This is a genomic window from Mucilaginibacter flavus, from assembly GCF_030409315.1.
Taxonomy (GTDB): Bacteria; Bacteroidota; Bacteroidia; order Sphingobacteriales; family Sphingobacteriaceae; genus Mucilaginibacter; species Mucilaginibacter flavus.
The window spans coordinates 280,715-298,948 of sequence record NZ_JAUFPS010000026.1 but is presented as its reverse complement, the minus strand read 5'-3'; the positions used below and the strand labels follow the sequence as shown (position 1 = coordinate 298,948).

Annotated in this window: 14 protein-coding genes; 9 read left to right on the top strand and 5 right to left on the bottom strand. The window is 41.0% G+C overall.

The genetic code is table 11. The features are described 5' to 3' along the window. Positions 1-16: 16 nt before the first annotated feature. The 4 genes from QWZ17_RS11090 to QWZ17_RS11075 all read right to left on the bottom strand — a co-directional run bounded on the left by QWZ17_RS11090 (position 17) and on the right by QWZ17_RS11075 (position 5,575). The gene (locus tag QWZ17_RS11090; protein ID WP_290305270.1) at positions 17-3,466 is read right to left on the bottom strand and encodes a SusC/RagA family TonB-linked outer membrane protein; all 3,450 of its coding nucleotides are present in this window, start codon (positions 3,464-3,466) and stop codon (positions 17-19) included. Between the two features lie 11 nt (positions 3,467-3,477). Continuing rightward, positions 3,478-4,521 carry a FecR family protein gene (locus QWZ17_RS11085; protein ID WP_290305269.1) on the bottom strand — a complete coding sequence of 348 codons (1,044 nt, stop codon included), beginning with the start codon at positions 4,519-4,521 and terminating at the stop codon, positions 3,478-3,480. 72 nt (positions 4,522-4,593) lie between these two features. Beyond that, complete coding sequence (locus QWZ17_RS11080; protein WP_290305268.1) at positions 4,594-5,220, bottom strand: RNA polymerase sigma factor; 627 nt, start codon at positions 5,218-5,220, stop codon at positions 4,594-4,596. Between the two features lie 202 nt (positions 5,221-5,422). Further along, on the bottom strand, positions 5,423-5,575 hold the full coding sequence (locus QWZ17_RS11075) for a hypothetical protein (protein WP_290305267.1): 153 nt from the start codon (positions 5,573-5,575) through the stop codon (positions 5,423-5,425). 389 nt (positions 5,576-5,964) lie between these two features. Here QWZ17_RS11075 and QWZ17_RS11070 point away from each other — a divergent pair, with 389 nt between their 5' ends. Further along, complete coding sequence (locus tag QWZ17_RS11070) at positions 5,965-6,141, top strand: hypothetical protein (protein WP_290305266.1); 177 nt, start codon at positions 5,965-5,967, stop codon at positions 6,139-6,141. A gap of 11 nt (positions 6,142-6,152) precedes the next feature. Here QWZ17_RS11070 and QWZ17_RS11065 read toward each other — a convergent pair whose 3' ends face one another. Next, on the bottom strand, positions 6,153-6,686 hold the full coding sequence (locus QWZ17_RS11065; RefSeq protein WP_290305265.1) for a phage integrase SAM-like domain-containing protein: 534 nt from the start codon (positions 6,684-6,686) through the stop codon (positions 6,153-6,155). 667 nt (positions 6,687-7,353) lie between these two features. On the opposite strand from QWZ17_RS11065, the gene QWZ17_RS11060 reads away from it, so the two are divergent. The 8 genes from QWZ17_RS11060 (at position 7,354) to QWZ17_RS11025 (ending at position 18,107) form a co-directional block, all read left to right on the top strand. Continuing rightward, complete coding sequence (locus QWZ17_RS11060) at positions 7,354-7,935, top strand: RNA polymerase sigma factor (RefSeq protein ID WP_290305264.1); 582 nt, start codon at positions 7,354-7,356, stop codon at positions 7,933-7,935. A 144-nt stretch (positions 7,936-8,079) separates the two neighbouring features. Continuing rightward, positions 8,080-9,033, top strand: a complete 954-nt coding sequence (locus QWZ17_RS11055) for a FecR family protein (protein ID WP_290305263.1) — start codon at positions 8,080-8,082, stop codon at positions 9,031-9,033. A gap of 270 nt (positions 9,034-9,303) precedes the next feature. Next, on the top strand, positions 9,304-12,702 hold the full coding sequence (locus QWZ17_RS11050; RefSeq protein WP_290305262.1) for a SusC/RagA family TonB-linked outer membrane protein: 3,399 nt from the start codon (positions 9,304-9,306) through the stop codon (positions 12,700-12,702). 2 nt (positions 12,703-12,704) lie between these two features. After that, positions 12,705-14,075, top strand: coding sequence for a RagB/SusD family nutrient uptake outer membrane protein (locus tag QWZ17_RS11045; RefSeq protein WP_290305261.1), 1,371 nt, complete (start codon positions 12,705-12,707; stop codon positions 14,073-14,075). A 59-nt stretch (positions 14,076-14,134) separates the two neighbouring features. Beyond that, on the top strand, positions 14,135-15,061 hold the full coding sequence (locus QWZ17_RS11040) for a glycerophosphodiester phosphodiesterase family protein (RefSeq protein ID WP_290305260.1): 927 nt from the start codon (positions 14,135-14,137) through the stop codon (positions 15,059-15,061). Positions 15,062-15,483: 422 nt separating this feature from the next. Then, entirely contained in the window at positions 15,484-15,888 is a 405-nt protein-coding gene (locus tag QWZ17_RS11035; RefSeq protein ID WP_290305259.1) for a winged helix-turn-helix transcriptional regulator, read from the top strand. Positions 15,889-16,221: 333 nt separating this feature from the next. Beyond that, positions 16,222-16,818, top strand: a complete 597-nt coding sequence (locus tag QWZ17_RS11030; protein ID WP_290305258.1) for an RNA polymerase sigma factor — start codon at positions 16,222-16,224, stop codon at positions 16,816-16,818. Between the two features lie 104 nt (positions 16,819-16,922). Continuing rightward, on the top strand, positions 16,923-18,107 hold the full coding sequence (locus QWZ17_RS11025; protein WP_290305257.1) for a FecR family protein: 1,185 nt from the start codon (positions 16,923-16,925) through the stop codon (positions 18,105-18,107). Positions 18,108-18,234: the final 127 nt, after the last annotated feature.

Sequence of the window (18,234 nt, the reverse complement as noted above, 5' to 3'; positions counted from 1 at the left end):
TAATCAACTTTAAATATTAGAACTTAACTGCCAGGTTTACACCCAATGAACGGGTACGTGGCAAACCAATGGATTCAAACCCCTGTGTATTACTGTTGGTAAAGCTTTCTTCAGGATCGAAGTTCTTTGTCTTTTTGTAGATAGTCCACAAGTTACGGGACACCAAAGAAATGCTGGCCGACTGTATATGCACCGCCTTCAAATTAAGTGAAGGCAAGTTATACGATAATATAACCTGGCGAAGCTTAACAAAGCTACCATCATGTAAAAACAAGTCTGAATAGGTTTTATAATTGTCGTAGTATGAACGTAAACCACTTACAGGTACGGTGCGGGTATATGGCGCGCCTGTTTGGTCAACACCATTAAGCACTAACCCATTTTCGCGGCCGGGCAGGGTTGATTTCATTAAACCTAAACGGGTTGCGTATACCTCCATTACCGAGAACACCTTGTTACCAAATTTGCCATCTAACAGGAAGCTTAGTGAAATGCGTTTGTACCTGAATTCGTTGGTTAAACCCATGGTAAGCGGTGCGACACTTTTACCAAGCGGCCCATAAGCCGACTGTACCGGTAAACCTGTAGTCGCATTAAATACAGTTACTCCAGCAGTATTTTTAACCATGTGTGTACCGTATATGGTACCAAACGGCATACCCTCGGTATTATTTAAAATACCCCAGTTGCCTACAGAATTCGCTATCTGAATAGTAGATAAGCCCGGTGCAAGCTTTACAACCTTGTTATCATTATAAGCCACGTTGTAGCTAACGTTCCAGTTAAAATCGTGCGATTTTACAGGCGCGCCATTTAATAATACCTCAATACCTTTATTGCTTACCTCGCCTACGTTAAGTATAACGTTGTTGTAGCCCGATGTTGACGATATGGCCGTGTTCACAATATCGTTGGTGGTTTTACGGTCATACAACGTAACGTCTAACCCTAAACGATTTTGAAGCATTTGTAACTCAAAACCAGCCTCAGTTGTGGTTGAGGTGTAAGGTTTAAGGCCGCTGTTGGTAATGTTGTTACTGGTTACATTTTGCAATGGCTGCCCCGCGCTTGGCACATTACTGTAAGTAAGGTTGATAGCATACGGATCTGGAGCACCACCACCAACTTGTGCCCATGAAGCCCTTAATTTAGCCAGGGTAAAAAACTGTGGAAGCTTAACCGCGTCTGACAAAATAAAACTACCGCCTACACTTGGATAAAATATGCTGTTGTTTTTAGGGCTAAGCGTTGAAAACCAATCTTTGCGACCAGTGAACGATAAAAACACTAAACTTTTGTAGTCAAAATCGGCCGAACCAAACACCGAGTTAGTTACAATTTTAGCATTGTAGGGTGTTGTTGACGAGGTGGCCAAATTGGTTGAGCTATAAAAATAAGGGATTACAAACTGCGCGCCGTTTAAGGTTTGCTGATTGGTGATGTTTTTACGACTGTTTACGCCGCCCAATATACCCACGTTAAAATCACTTACAATTTTTGTTTTGTAAGATGCCGTTACCAACTCATTTGTCTCAGATACATTAGAGTTGATAGATTGGTATTGCCCATTGGGTACATACAATGTGCCGGTAGGTAATACATTGGAGTAGTTGTAGTTGAAAAAGTCGCGACTTAAAGTGGCTTTAAAAACAAGGTCTTTTATCGGGGTGTATGAAACCGAGCCCTGACCTATAAAACGGTCTTTAACATCATCCTCTTTATACTTGTTAATTACAAAATATCCATTTGACGCGATAGATGCATCGTTCCAAACCTGTTCGTTACCGCTGGCATCGTAACCAGGTTTTAACCAGCGTACATCGGCTGTGTTGGCTATTTCAAGCGGGGTCCAGTTAGGATTACCTAATGCATCGCCCGCGCCGGTGCGGTTGTGGCCGGTTTCAATATTGTACTGCGCTAAAGCTTCTATAGATATTTTATCGTTTAACTTGCTGGTTAAAGCCAGGTTAAAAGTTTTACGATCATAAGTAGTCCCAGGCAAAATACCCTTACTGTTCAGATCAGCAGCCGAAAAACGGTAGGTGATACCGTCGTTCCCCCCTAAAAATGCAAGGCTATTGGTGTAGGTAGTTCCGGTTTGGTAGAAATTTTTAAGGTTATTTTTCTGGGCAACGTACGGATGTGTTTTACCATCTACGGCAACATAATCTGTCGATCCATCAATTTTAGAACCCCATGACCGGCGACCACTGGCTTGTGCGGCAGCTAAGGTAGTTGGTTTTACACCACCATCACCCTGGCCATATTCATATTGGTAATCCGGAAAAACAGCAACATTATCATAGGTGGCGGTGGAATTAAACTCAACACCTACACCTTTTTGCGCCCTGCCTTTTTTGGTAGTGATTAAAATTACGCCATTTGCTGCACGGGAACCGTAAAGCGCGGCTGCTGTACCGCCTTTTAATACACTGATAGATTCAATATCATCGGGGTTTAGAGCAGCTATACCATCGCCACGGTCAACGTTATTGGTAATACCATTAACTGTTGGCGCCCCGCCTGGCACACTGTTATCAATGGGCATACCGTTAACAACATATAAAGGCTGGTTATCGCCGGCCAAACCACCATTACCCCTAATCACTATACGACTTGAACCACCCGGCCCGGTTGATAAACCTGCTGCATTTACGCCGGCAACTTTACCGGTTAAGGCATTGGCCACGTTATTTTCACGCGCCTGGGTAAACTCGGTTCCCTTTACTTCGGTTACTGAATAACCCAGGGATTTCTTTTGCTTACTGATACCCAGCGCGGTTACTACAACCTCGTTAAGAGTACTGTTATTTTGCTTTAATTTAATTTGAATGGGAGCAGTAAAATCGGCAACCGTAACTTCTTCCTTATTATAACCTATATAGGCAACTACAAGGGTAACGGCCTTGCCTGCATATTTATCGGGCACGACCAATTTAAAATTACCAGATACATCTGTTGATGTGCCAATTTTAGGTTCGGCTTTTAAATATACTGATGCGCCTATTATGATTTCGTTATTGGTAGCATCCGTTACTTTACCGGTGATAACAGCTATAGCGACAGGCTCGGCAACACTGGCTTCATCTTTTGCCGAGAAAATAGAAATCTGGTTATCATTTATCTTACGGTATTCAAGCTGAAAAGTTGATAACAACTGCTTAAGGTTTTCATCAAGACTAAACAGTTTTGTATTATTTGACAAGCTTACCGGTATAAATTTATTATCCAGCAAACCTTCCTGGTAGGCAATTTGAACATTAAATTGCTTTTTAAGGTTTTCGAGCGCATCTTTCAAAAGCACTTTTGTTTCGGCAGCCTGTTGTACGGCATAGCTGGGTGCTTTTGAATGAAACCTGTTATTACTGGTAAGTGCCATTTGGGCAAAGCCGTAAACCGACTGGCCAAGCAGCACCAACAAGAAACAGCAACATTTTAAAAAAGTTGATAGGTCAAGTTTTCGCATAAATGAATTGTTTAGGGGTTAATTGAAGTTATAGTTATGTTTTTGTCTGTTTGAGTGATTTTTACCGGCAGTGTGGTAGTAATGGTTTCTATCAACTCACCAATGTTTGATACGCTTATTTCGCCCTCAATTTTCAGATTAGCAAGTTGGGGATTAGCAAAATCAACATGGTAGCCATAGTCATCGGCCATTACTTCGGCAATTTGAGCGAGGGTGGAGTTATTGAACAATAACTCGTGGTTTGTCCATTCGGTTAATTTTGCGGGAACGGCAAGTTTTGTTTGCGCAACTACGTGTTTTTGAGCGTATTCAACATAGTCGCCCGGCTTCATTATAATAGCACGGTTGTTATTTGATTTTTGATCCAGGTATTCCAGCCTGATTTTGCCGGTTACCAGGCCAACGTTGGTTTTATTATGACGATTGCGCACATTAAATGATGTACCTAACACTTCAATATTTACATCATTACAATGCACTATGAACCTTTCGGTAGTTTTAATATGGCGGGGATCTTTATTAAGGTGATTAACTTTAAAAAAGCCTTCGCCGCTAATCCAAACCTCCCTTGAGTTTTTATCCCAGTTGCCAGAATAACTTAGTTTTGAGTTTCCGTTCAGTACAACAACAGAATTATCTGGCAGGGTAACGGTGCGCAGTTCGCCAAAGGCGGTAGATATTTCTGTTTTTGAATTGTATTGTACCATCCAATAAGCAATACCAATTGATGATACCAATAAGATGGAAGCGGCAACACGCAGGAAGCGGTTAAGCTGAAACACCGTTTGTTTTGCAGCACCTTGTTTTTGCAGCGTAGCTTCAATACGATCCCAAACCTTTTGTTGGTTAGCTTCGTTGGTAAAAACATCCTGCTTGCGGTAAGCAAGTATAATTTTTGAAGCTTCTTCGATATTTTCCTTTTGGGTTGGATAAACAGCGGTTACCGATTGCCAAAAATTGACATCTTTTTGGGAGGGGCTAATTACAAACCGTAGAAAATCATCATCATCTAAAAAATTCTGCAGGGTATAAGTACTGTAATTTGCAATATCCATGTATATAAGTTTCTTATTTAAACCTTATATACACGGATACCCCTAAATTATCCCTCCAAAAACAAAAAAACTTTAATTTTTATAAACATAAGCACCCAAACATGAGTAAAGGCCTATAATTACAGCCAATTTGGATGTTTTTAGCGCGCCTTGCAGGTTGTTAAAGGCTTTATACAGGAGTTTGTAAGCCGAATTGATGTTAATTTCCATAATATCGGCAATTTCTTCATATCCCAGGCCCTCATAAAAGCGTAAATAGATAATTTCCTGTTGCCGGGCAGGTAAGGTTTTAACAACGGTTTTGATCTTTAATTGTAGTTCCCGCTCTTCTTCGTTGGCTATTATCTGGTGATCGAATGAAATTTCAAAAGAAAAATTATAATCTGTTTCGCATTCCAGGTCAACAAAGCGCGATTGCACCTGCATTTTTCTGAAAATAACACCGCGTAATGATTTATAGAGATAATTTTTTACCGAAGTAGGATTACCCAACGTTGCCCTGTTTGTCCATAATTTAATAAACAGATCATGTACGGCATCTTCAATAATATTTACATCGCGGGTAAACTTGTAACCGTAATTGTTAAGCGCTTTAAAATGTATGTTATATAATTGTGTGTAGGCTTCCCAGCTGCCCTCTTTAAAGGCAAGCCATATTGCAGTGTTATCTTCATTAATACTTACAATACTTTGAGACATAATTGAGCTAAATGCTACCTACTTTTTAAAAATTGAAACTAAGTACAATTTAAAACAATTATAACAATCATTTTACATAAACTTCAAATTATGTGTGCTTTAAAATGATTATTGAAACTTGATTATTGAATAAATTCCAATAGCAGCAAATAGCAGCGACCAAAAAAGCTCCGATCAACTTACATTAAACCCATATTACGCATTAGAAAAAATGAATGATAAAAAAGTTTTGGCTTGAAACCAAAGGCCGGGCATAACCCTTGACCTTGACGCCATCCTGCGCACCTAGAACCTCATAAATGTATTGTGTAATGGCTTCATATTCTTTCCAGTCAAGCTCGTTTTTATCGGACATAATTTTCAGGTTGATCTTTCAGACCATTGCCAGCCCAAAAGGTAAATATTCTACAAGGGCTTCTGCAATTTGATCCTATTATAAAGCTAAACATTTCAAAAATAATTTCGCAATCCATTAGGTTTCCGAAATGCCCAATACGCCTCAACGGGCTTCCAAACTAAAAAGGTGATTGTATCAATCAAATTATCTAAATTTTATCAGTGGTTATTCTATACAGACCCACAGGCGAACGCATATATCAAGGATGAAAGTGGTAATTCTTTAAGTATTGCCGAAGTAAGGGAGCGTTTGATCGGTGGCCGCCCTCTGTTGTTAAACGCGACCGCCAATTACCATCAGGTGCTCGCCAAAAAAGAAGTTTCCCTTTACAGTTCATGGCTAAACGCATGTATCGCATAATTTGTCCATTGCACAGTGAATGGATGTATGCACAATGGAAAAGTATTACCCATTACAACGAAATGCGAAATAATCCGGAGGCACCATTTTTAAAGCAAGCCATGGAAATTGCCAGTTTTGAGCCGGGCATGTACGAGGTGGTGGAGACATTTGCGAATGGCTGATTGACCCATTTTCAACAAGCCATTTTATGGGTGCGTAGAAACACCTCGAAGTCTTTTACAAACTTATAATCTAATTGATGCAGATAAATATCCGTTGCATTAAATTGAGTTTCCAGAAACTTGACCAAATAGCGCTGGGTGACATAATAATGTTTAAGAGTACTCCACTTTAGATCCTCGGTAGAAGTTTCGTTATGGTACGTTACAAGGTGGCTTAGAGAGTATACTTGCGCTTCCTCTCCGAGGTAGAAGTCTTTAACTGCTTTAGCCGATAACATTTTTCTTTTGATTTGAAGTTCTTTATAGCTATTGCCAATGACTAGTCTCACTTTCTCTAAATAATTGTTAATGGATTTTACCTCCTCTTTATTCCCTTTGGCGCCACCCTTGCCGCCATCCCAATTTTTGGGATCAACATTTTGCTTTAAAGCAATGTAAGCGCGTTGACGGTTTACGGTCACGCAGGCATAAATAGGTTCTTTTCCGTTTTTCGCTTTGTCAGGACGGGTGGTAAAATGAATACCGAACGACTGTGATGTTTGCATAAAATCTAATTTTTAAGTTTTAAATGTTGTTACTTCATCCTGTTTTTAGGTAACTCATCAGGTAACACAAAAACAATAAAAATTGGCTCTAAAACCAATTTTTAAAGCTGTAATAAACTGTATTTCAATTCATTGTATCAGCTTGTGTTACCTAAGTTAAAAACAAAAAACAGGTAGTCGGATAGGTAACGAGAACCTTGGCTTTACAAAGGGTTGGCAAGGGGATAATTAATGAAAATACCTCTTAAATCGCTGATTTAAGGGGTTTTGAGGTTTAGAACTTACTACTTAGTGCGCCCAAATGAGTGCTTTTCGAACCATTTTATAGATGATTTGAGGAAATTGGCGGCGTTATCGCTATATCGGGTAATTACAATAAGTTCTGGAAAATAAAATGGCACTAAACATGGCCGCTAATACAAGACTAATGTACCATTTGACGCAAGAGCGGGCTTCCCATGCCGCACCTGCTAACCTTTATCATGTTAAACGGGAGCAAACAAACTTCTTGACATACCGCCGTAGATTACCGTTCCGGAGCTAATTTTGTATGACACTGCGCAGACCATTATAGAGAAACCGCTATGTCAATTTTAAGATTTAATTTAATATTAACTTAATGATAACCCTCAGGATTGTAACTATTTTTGTGTGATTATAATGCAACATGAATCTGGCTTATCAAGACGAACAGCAATTGATTGAACAATTACAGCATAGCAGCGAAACGGCTTTCGATCATATTTATGATGTTTACTGGAAGCCGCTTTTTAAATATGCTTATAATCGGTTACAATCGGAAGAGCTGGCCAAAGACATGGTACAGGAGGTTTTCATTTCGCTTTGGAACAAAAAAGACACTCTTGAGCCCGCTACTTCGTTATCTGCTTATCTTTTCTCGATACTTAGGTTTAAACTGATCGATCATTATCATGCCTCAGAGGTGAGGAAACGGCATGCTTTGACTGTGACCTATCTAGTTCCTCCTACGGATAACAATACAGAGCAAAAGGTTCATCTGAGTGAGATCAACAGCTTGCTAAGCCTGTCCATAAAAAACCTGCCAAATAAAATGAAGGAAATCTTTGAATTAAGCCGCATTCAGGGACATTCAACCAGGCAGATCTCCGAAGATCTCAATATTTCGGAACAAACAGTTAAAAACCAGCTTTCAACAGCACTGAAACGCTTGAGGCTAAATTTTACTGATTATCTTACAATTGCAGTACTTTGTTACCTGCTTAAGTAATTCCCCGATCCTTCTTTTTAATCGTGCGAATAGCCTTATTTGCAACTCGGTATTGCACAAAGCCATTCTCCTCAAAATAAATTTAAGTTTATTATAGTACCACTATGCCTCATAGCCGATAAGGTATATATAAAGCCAGGCATAGTGAACAAAAGACAAGCTCAGCAGCTCATTACAAAATATAAAGCGGGTTTATGTAATGAGAAAGAAATACAAATACTAAACCGCTGGATTGATGATCAGGGTGTTGACCACCCTGATTATGAATTTAAAAGTAATGAGCAGGAAAACTTGCTAAAGGAAACTATGCGCTCTCATATAAAAAACCGCATACTCCGTGAAAAGAAACGAAAAAAACAGTCTCAAGTAACAAGATTGCTGAAGGTAGCTGCTATGCTGCTACTGGTTAGTGCTATTGGCATTTGGGGCTGGAACAGTTATAACCATAAACAATCAGAGCAATTTATTACCGTTTATGCCCCGGCCGGCCAACTCAAAACACTGATCCTACCCGATGGTTCAAAGGTTTCTTTAAATGCAGCAAGCAAGATCAGTTTTCCCAGCCGGTTTACATCCGAAAACAGGAAAGTTACTTTAGTGGGAGAAGCCTATTTCGATGTTGTACATGATCCTCAAAAGCCCTTTTTAATATATACGGGAAAGGTGAAAACCCAGGTTTTAGGAACCAGCTTCAATGTTAAAGCTTATGCCAATGAACCTAAAATTACCGTGGCCGTAATAACCGGTAAGGTAGGCGTTATGGCCGGCAGGTTATCTGTACTGCTTACCCCTAATCAAAAAGCGGATTACAGCGACAAAGACGGCCAGTTGTTAAAAGAAACTATAGCCGATGCATCAGCTTTGAAAGTCTGGACAAACGGGCAACTGGTGTTCAGGGATCAGCCATTCAATGAAATTACCCGAACGCTGACCCGCAGGTACAACACCAATATCATTATTCAGAATAACCGGGTAGCCGGCGCAATATTAAATGCCCGCTTTGATAAAAACGAATCATTGGAAACCGTGATAGGCGTTTTATGTACTTACGTTGGTGCAAGATACAATCACGAAGGAACAACTTACCTCATCAGGTAAACAACAAATACAACTATCCAAATTATTAACCATCAAACCCCTAAAATATGATGATACAAAAACGCTAAAAAACAAAAAAGCCGAAGATGCTTCCAACATCTCCGGCTTTTACAATCTTCTCCCCACACGATGTCGCTAAACATTCAATTAAGTGCCAAGGGAACTTAACAGGGAGCTTTAATGCTTTAAGGTTTCACTTAAAAACAAATCAAAATTATGAATAATCTTTTGTGCCTTTCTATAAATGCACCAAAAAAAATATTGAAGATCATGAAACACAGTACGCTGATAACCATAACAATTGTTATCCTTGGTACACTAAGCTATGCCGAACCTATCAAGGCACAATCCATAGCCGATCAAATTATCACCTTAAAATTACACCACGTTACTTTACAAAATGCACTTTCGCAAATTGAGGATAAAAGCCAGTGTAAATTTGTGTATGGGGATAATATACTGCCCTTATCAAAGTATGTTTCTTTGAATATCAAAAAGGAACCGTTGAGCAATGCATTATCAGCTTTATTCAGGCCTTATCCGGTTAATATTGAATATTCAGGTATTTATGTGCTGATCAAAACAAAAAAGGCAACGTCAGCAAAAAGTTCGGGCACCGTTACCGGCACTGTTACCGATGCTGCTACCGGCGAAACGCTTGTTGGTGTAAATATCAGCATCAAAGGTACCGATCAGGCTACCTCAACTGATGTCCAAGGCAGATACAACATAAACGTGATCAGTGATAACGCCATCCTTGTTTTTTCATATATAGGTTATACTACAAAAGAAATACTCGTTGGCACACAATCACATATTGATGTTAAGTTATCTACAGGTGTGTCTGCGCTTAACCAGGTTGTAGTTGTGGGTTATGGCAGTCAGAAAAAACAGGATGTAACTTCTTCCATAATCTCGGTAAAGCCTGATAAACTGGATAAAGGCGCTACCAACGATCCCATCAAGTTTTTACAGGGAAGGGCCGCAGGTGTAAATGTACTTACCCCGTCAGGTATCCCTGGTACTAAACCTATTGTTCTGGTACGCGGCACAGGTTCTATAAGCGGGGCCAGCTCGCCATTATATGTTATTGACGGGGTCCCTTTTGAAACTACGCCTAACCTCAACCCCGATGACATAGAATCAATGGATGTACTGAAAGATGCCGCGGCATCGGCCATATATGGATCAAGGGCAAACAGCGGTGTGGTCATTATAACCACCAAATCGGGTAAGGAGGGTAAAACACAGCTAAACGTAAGCGCGCATACCGGCACCGGCAGAATTTATAATGATATCCCCATGGCTAATGCAGCCCAATACACCGCTGTAATGCAGGATGCGGTTAAAAACTACAATGCCCAAAAAGGCACCAGCCTTACCTTATATGTCCCCCCGGTAATCCAGGAAACCAACTGGGTAAAACTAATTTCCCGCGAATCGGCTGTTAATAATGCTGCGGCTATTGATATCTCTGGCGGAAATAAGAACACCAACATCTTTACCTCCTTTGGTTATTTTGGCCAGCAGGGCATTTTGAAAAACAGTAATTACAATCAATACAATTACCGTTTAAACCTAAACCATACCATTAGCAGGTATTTCACTTTACATACTAATTTGTCCGGCTCCTATACCAGTCAGCGGTTATTGGAAGAGGGAAACTCCGGACTTAAAGTATTATATACAGCAAGGGAAGAACAGCCCTGGTATGGCCCATATAATGCAGATGGCAGTGACGCTGTAAATGGGGTAAACGGTATTATCCGTCATAACCCTGTAATGCTCATCAATGAAGAGATCTGGAAAACGAATACTACTGAAGGAATAGGAAGGATCAGCCTGGATTTTACCCCAATCAAAGGGTTAACCTTTACACCCTCTGTCAGCGCGTATGGTTCATTATTCAATAACAATAAAAAGTTAACCGATAAAATGGTGGCCAGGAATGTAACAGCAGGTAACGGCGCCATTTTGCAGGACAGGAACATTGCCTACCGCTTTGTGCTGGATAACGTGCTGAGCTATAAAAACAACGCAGGCAAATTAGACTATAACGTACTGGCAGGGCATTCCTTTGAAAAGTACACCAATGATCAATTGGGCGTATACAGCAGCAATTATGCGAACGCCGCCTATCCGTCAACAAACCTGAATGCTGTTAACGCGGGCACCAATATTTACCCGGATGTGATCGGTTATGATTCATACGCTTTAGAAAGCTATTTTGGGCGATTGACACTGGATTATGATAACCGTTATATTCTGAACACGAGTTTACGTTCCGATGGTTCTTCACGATTTTCGTCAAATAAAAGATACGGCACATTTCCTTCGGTTTCTTTGGGCTGGCAGGTAATGAATGAATCTTTTATGAAAGAAACCTCCGTGGCCAACACACTTTCACAGCTTAAATTAAGAACAAGTTATGGTGTAACGGGGAGTTTGGCAGGCATTGGTAACTACGCCAATCAGTCGTTAGTTTCGGGTGGTAATTCATACAATAACCAGGGCGGTCTGGTCATTACACAAAATGCCCAGAACCTTACATGGGAAAAAGCCGCTCAGTTTGATATTGGGCTTGATGCCGAATTGTGGAACGGGCGTATCGGGTTTACAACAGATTTTTTCTATCAGAAAACAACTAACCTGCTATATAATAAACCGGTTTATGCCACAACCGGCTTTACTTCGGTAGCTGCCAATATCGGGGCATTAAACAACAAGGGTATAGAGCTTGCCTTAAACGCCAAAATACTTACCGGCGAATTTAAATGGGATGCATCAGCCAATATCACCTTTGTTAAAAACAAACTGCTTTCGTTATATGATGGCAGCAGTCAATACATAATCCCAGCTACGGGCAGCAATTTATTAGGAGGTGGAACAGGGATTCATGCCCTGATCAACGGCCAATCTATCAGCGCTTTTTATTTATTAAAGCAAACCGGTATTTACCAGCAGGACAGTGAGGTACCGGCCAAATTATACGCTAAGGGTATAAGGGCCGGGGATATGAAATATGATGATGCAAACAGAGATGGGGATATCACCGCTGCCGACAGGCAATATGCAGGAAAAGCAACCCCGGATTATTACGGTGGCTTTACCACTAACCTGAGCTATAAAGGTTTTGACCTGAGCTTATTTGCGCAATATTCTGTAGGAGCCAAGGTATATGCATCTTATAAAGGCGGCAGCCCTGAGGGAATTGAGTCGTTAGGTAACGCTTTTTCAACCGCGACATTAAATGATGGCAGCAAAACGGAACAGTTTTATAACGTAGACGCATATGCTGCAACTCATTATTGGACAGGCCCGGGCACGAGTAATTTTATGCCGAGAGCAGTAAGGGGCGGCGTGTTTACGGGTTACACCAATGGTTACAATGAAGAACCCTCTACTCACTTTTTAGAAAACGGATCATACCTGCGGTTAAAAACATTAACCCTGGGCTACGACCTCACTCCTGCCGTTTTAAAGCGATACCATATCAACGCACTCAGGATCTTCGCTTCGGTCGATAACCTGTATACGTTTACTAAATATGACGGCTACGATCCTGAACAATCCTATGTCACCAACCCCGGAGACCCTAATTACGGCGTTGATTTTGGCTTACAATCGTCTCTGAGAACCATCCTTTTTGGATTTAATTTAAAATTTTAATCATGCATAAATATAAGATGATGAAAAACTTAAAAAGATTTATGATGCTATCGTGTATCAGTTTGATGCTATGCGGTTGCTCAAAGCAGTTAGACCTGGCGCCACAGAATGCTATACCCGTAAGTTCACTGAGTGTAAATGATATACCACAGCTAAGGACTGGCATGTATGCAACTATGGAGGATGTGCTGTTCAATTTTTGGTTCGATTTTGATAAAAGAGGCGAAAACCTGACAGGCGGCCCCGGATATAATGTAGTTGACCCGGTAAGTATGAACGCCTCTGATGCTGATATAACCAGTTACTGGCGGGGGGCCTATAAAGGGATTAACACCGCCAATATTTTAATCCAGAATGTTGATAATTTAGGTACAACTGCTACCACAGCACAGCTATCTTATAAAGGCGAGGCATTGTACTTCAGGGCACTTATCTACTATAATTTGGCAGCCAGGTATGGCGGTGTACCTATCCTTTTGAAAAGCACAACCGATGCCGTTCAACGTTCAACCGAGGCACAGGTTTGGGCACAGATAAAAAGCGACCTGGTAGCTGCCCGGTCACTCATAGGAACTTTCAGCAATAATCTTTATGTATCCGAACAGGCGGTGAAAGCGTTAATGGCAAGGGTTTACCTCGCTACAGGCGATAATGCCAATGCCATAACTTATGCTGATTCTCTCATCAATTACAGCAGCAGTAAATTTGCCTTATCAACAGACTCCATCTCTTATTCTACCATGTTTACTGCCGGCTCAGCAAGCAAAGAGATCATATTTGCGCTGGCTAACAACAGCACAGCCAATACACATTCTTTTTTGAGCCAGGTGAACGATACCAAGGCAACCTGGCCATACTCGCCCAGTACCTTTACTTATAAAAATTTATATAGTGATGCGGTTACACCATTAATTAAAACGGGAGACAAAAGAAAAGCTGCGGTATTTTCATCTGATCCTACCCGGATCATTAAATTTCCGAATGGCAAAGCCGGGCAGCAGCTGGCTGTATCCTCCAACCCTATCGCTACCCCAATCATCATATCACGATTGGCGGAAATGTACCTGATCAAAGCTGAAGCACAGGGTGTATCAGCAGGCGCAGTTACACTTACTTCTTACCTTAACAACCGGTATAAAGCTGCACCCAGCGCAGCCTCAGTTGCAGCATTAACAACCTCACAATACCAGGACCTGATCCTGAATGAATTACGCCGTGAGTTTTTTGCTGAGGGGCATTGGTGGTATGATATCAAAAGAACAGGCCGCACAGATTTGTTGACGACCTTAAACGGGCGTACATATCTTTTATACTATCCAATCCCCCAAACAGAAAAAGACCTGGCAGGATACACACAAAATCCCGGCTATTAAAACTATCCGTTAACCTATATCAGATGTCGGTCACGACATCTGATACTTAAAAACTTACTATGAGTACTATTAAAAATCTGCTGTATATATTCTGCGGACTGATGCCGCTCGCGGGGTTTTGCCAGTTAAAAGGCAACAGCAATATTGAACAGCATTATCAATGGGCTATTCATCAGCTTAATAATAAAAATTCAAAATCTGTTTTAGTTACCGCGCATCGCTGCGACTGGAGAAATTCGCCCGAAAACTCTGTACAAGCTCTACAGAATTGTATTTCTATGGGCGTTGATATTACCGAATTTGACCTGGGTAAAACAAAGGATGGGCAGCTGATCATTATGCATGATAAAACCATCGACCGCAGTACTAACGGAAAAGGAAAACCTGAAGATTATACCTTGGCAGAGATCAGGAAATTCAAATTAAAAAGCGGCACTGGGCACCCCACTATACATACTATCCCTACATTTAATGAAATGCTCGAAACCGCTAAGGGAAAGATCATTATAGATATAGACAAGGGCTATGATTATTATGATGAGATCATTGAAAAACTTGACTCAGCTAAAATGTTTGATCAGGCTATTTTTAATATCTATGGACTGCCTTTGGACAGTGTGAAAGCACACCATCAAAACATCCCGGAAGACTTGACCTTACAGGTAATCGTAAACCCTAAAGATCCAAATTCGGAAAATATCATCAACTCCTATAAAAACCACCCTAAAACCATTATACAGATCATTTTTAGCAATGACACAGATACTATCCTGGGCAAAGTACCTGCCTTAAAGAAAAGCTACCCGATCTGGTTCAATGCTTTATGGCCCGAACAAAATGGCGGGCATGATGACGATAAAGCTGTTGAAGAAAACAAACCCGATGAAACATGGGGTTGGCTGGCACAGCATGGCGCTAATATTATACAAACAGACAGGCCCAAAGATTTACTTAATTACTTAGCATCAAGAAAACTGCGCCCTTAAAGCCAATTACCCTGCGCCCGATTTTGACTTCAATACAGTAACTATCCCCTTGATTTCAGTTCGAAGGTTCTGACCAGCTAAAAAGGATCAGCCAATTGGCAGGGCAAATTAATAGAAGAAATATAGTTAAAGTCAAAAACCGCCCGCTGTTACCAAGCAACAGCGGGCGGTGCCGTCTAAGGACTTTTTTAAGTGATAATAATATCAAGCTTTTCCGAAATCCTTTTCTCATCACCTAAATAGGCGTAGTCATCAATTAAATTCCTTAACGCTTCTTTCGTTTTTAAAATTTCTGCTGTCATTTTATCGTTTTTAATAATTAAATAATATTTTAACTATGACGCTAAAACCAGGCTATATTCGCTTACATTTTATTATTTGTTACCTAAAGGTTAGTGACTAATAATTTGGGACTTAAACGAATGGCAAAAGAAAAAGGGCAACCGGAAATCAATAAAGCGTTTACCGAGGAATGTAACAAGGTTTTAACGGCGGTGAGCGATGCTTTATATGTTATTGGCGGCAAATGGAAGCTGATGATCATTATCGCTATGGCTAGAGGCAATAACAGGTTTACTGAACTTCAAAGGCAGATTACGGGGATTTCCGCCAGGGTACTTTCCAGTGAACTCAAGGAACTGGAAATAAATGGCTTTATTGAAAAAAAGGTCACAGTAGGATATCCTGTAACGATTGAATATCAATTGTTACCCTATAGCCATATGCTTGAAGAACTTGTGGGCGCGATGACTAAATGGGGAATACAGCACCGGGAGAAAATCAAAAGCGAGCGGGCTTCGGGCGGGGCAACTTCAGTTAGGGTTTAACTTACACAGGAAATTTGCCGAAAAAGTTTTTGCGCGGTTATGATGGGTTCCGAATCTTTTTGTTGCCTGTCTGCTCATCAAAAGATAGGTGCCAAGGACCACCGGGATTGTAAAGTTTTGAGGTCTTAAAATGCGACTTTAAAACTTAAGAAGACAATTTGCGACCTTGCAAATAAAATTCAAAGGCGATGGTAAACCGGCCAACAGGCCTTTCTCAATAACCTCGCAATAGCAAACAGTGCCTGGACATATTATTCTCATCTTTTTGCGTCTTTTATTAAACAAATTTTCAAATTAATAACAAATTAACTTAAGACGCCTAACTTTGTTGCTGTGGACAATTTACCAGATCATATCCTGCTTGATTTAATGCGTAATAACGACGAGCAGGCATTTGCAGTGGTTGTACATCGCTATCGGAAACAATTATACCGGCAGATCTATAAACGGCTGGGTTCTGAGGATGACACCAAGGACCTGCTTCAGGATATTTATTTGTCTTTATGGAATAACAGGTCGTCCATCGTCATCAAGGAGTCCTTCCTGCCGTATTTATCACGCGCAGCACATTATACCATCGTAGATCAATACCTTTTCAGAAAGAAAAGAACCGCACTCGAAGTTTCACTGGCCCTGTTGGATGAGCCTTCTTATTTACCTGTGGAAGATAGCATCCTGGCAGACGATTTAAAGCAAGAGTTCGAACGTGAGCTACTGAAAATGCCCGCTACAGTGCAACAGGTTTTCAGGCTCAGCAGAACCGAAGGTCTATCTATAAAAGAGATTGCCGCAACACTCAACCTTTCCGAACAGACCGTCAAAAATTATATTTCATCAGCTCTTCAAGTCCTCCGCGGGTATTTGGTGAAGGATAATCTGTCATTCGTATGGGCTATAGCTTCCGCTTGTTTATTCAAACAAATTAAGTAACCAAAGGCTCAGTTCACATCTATGCGCGGGTTAATATTCTATTAACAATTTAATGGCATTTATTTAATAGTACCAGTAAGCTGTTTTAAGGATTATACTGGTGAATGGCAATACAAGACAATATACTGAAGCAACTGGCTGAAAAATATAAAGCCGGTTTATGTACAGCTGAAGAGGTTGAACAAATTAAAGCATGGTACGATGATTTTGAAGAGAACGGTTACCCGCTGCCACCGGCAGAAGAAATAGACAGGGCATCCCTTGAAGCTGCTGTTCAGGCTATCAAAGTAGTTGCAGAACAACAAAACAGCAGCATTAATGTACCCCGCCGGGAAGCATTGATTACCCCAATGCGTAAAACGTACAGATCCACCATCCGCTATGCTGCTGCGGCGGCTCTGTTGATATGCGCCTTCATAGGGGCTTACCGCTATCTCAGGCCCCAGAAACTCCAGCCTCTACTGTCTCAGGCAACAAAAAAAGATTTCGCTCCTGGCAGTAATAAAGCCGTACTAACACTGAGTAACGGCAAGCAGATCATTTTAAATAATGCGCACAACGGTAATCTCGCCCGGCAAGGTTCCACCGCCATACATAAATCCAACAACGGCCTGGTTGCGTACTACATCGGCTCAGGTAATTATACCGCAGGAATCCATGTCCCGGATAGTTTCAATACCGTAACCACACCACGTGGCGGTGAGTATCAAATCATCCTTCCTGACGGTACAAAGGTTTGGCTTAACTCCGTTTCTTCTATCCGTTTTCCGGTCGCTTTCAATGGTAATCGCCGCGAGGTGGAAACCACCGGAGAAGTTTATTTTGAGGTAGCTAAAGACAAGCGTAAACCATTTATCGTAACATCCGGGGACCAAAAAGTAACTGTGCTGGGCACGCACTTTAACATCATGGCCTATCCGGACGAAGACCATATGGTTACCACGCTACTGGAAGGTTCTGTAAAAGTTACCCGGGGTAATCAAAGTAAAATGATAAAACCTGGTGAACAGGCCTTAGTCAATGACGGCATTAAAGTAGTCAATGCCGACATTAACGATGCGGTAGCCTGGAAAAATGGGGTAACATCCTTCAACGATGCTGATATTAAAACCATTATGCGCAAGGTTTCCAGGTGGTATGATGTCGATGTGGAGTACCAGGGCGCTGTGCCTGACCGCTTATTTACCGGTGCCTTATCACGACAGTCTAATCTTTCCGCCCTGTTAAAAATATTGGCCCTTAACCATATTCAATTTGCTATAGCGGGCAATAAACTGATTGTGAAATAATAACCTAATGATTAACCACTAAATGATTTGATATGAAACAGTAAAATCTTTATTCAAGGCTATCCATAAAAAAGCCGGAAGTGGTGGAACACTGCCGGCAATGCTGGGCAAACCTTCCCGATCAGAT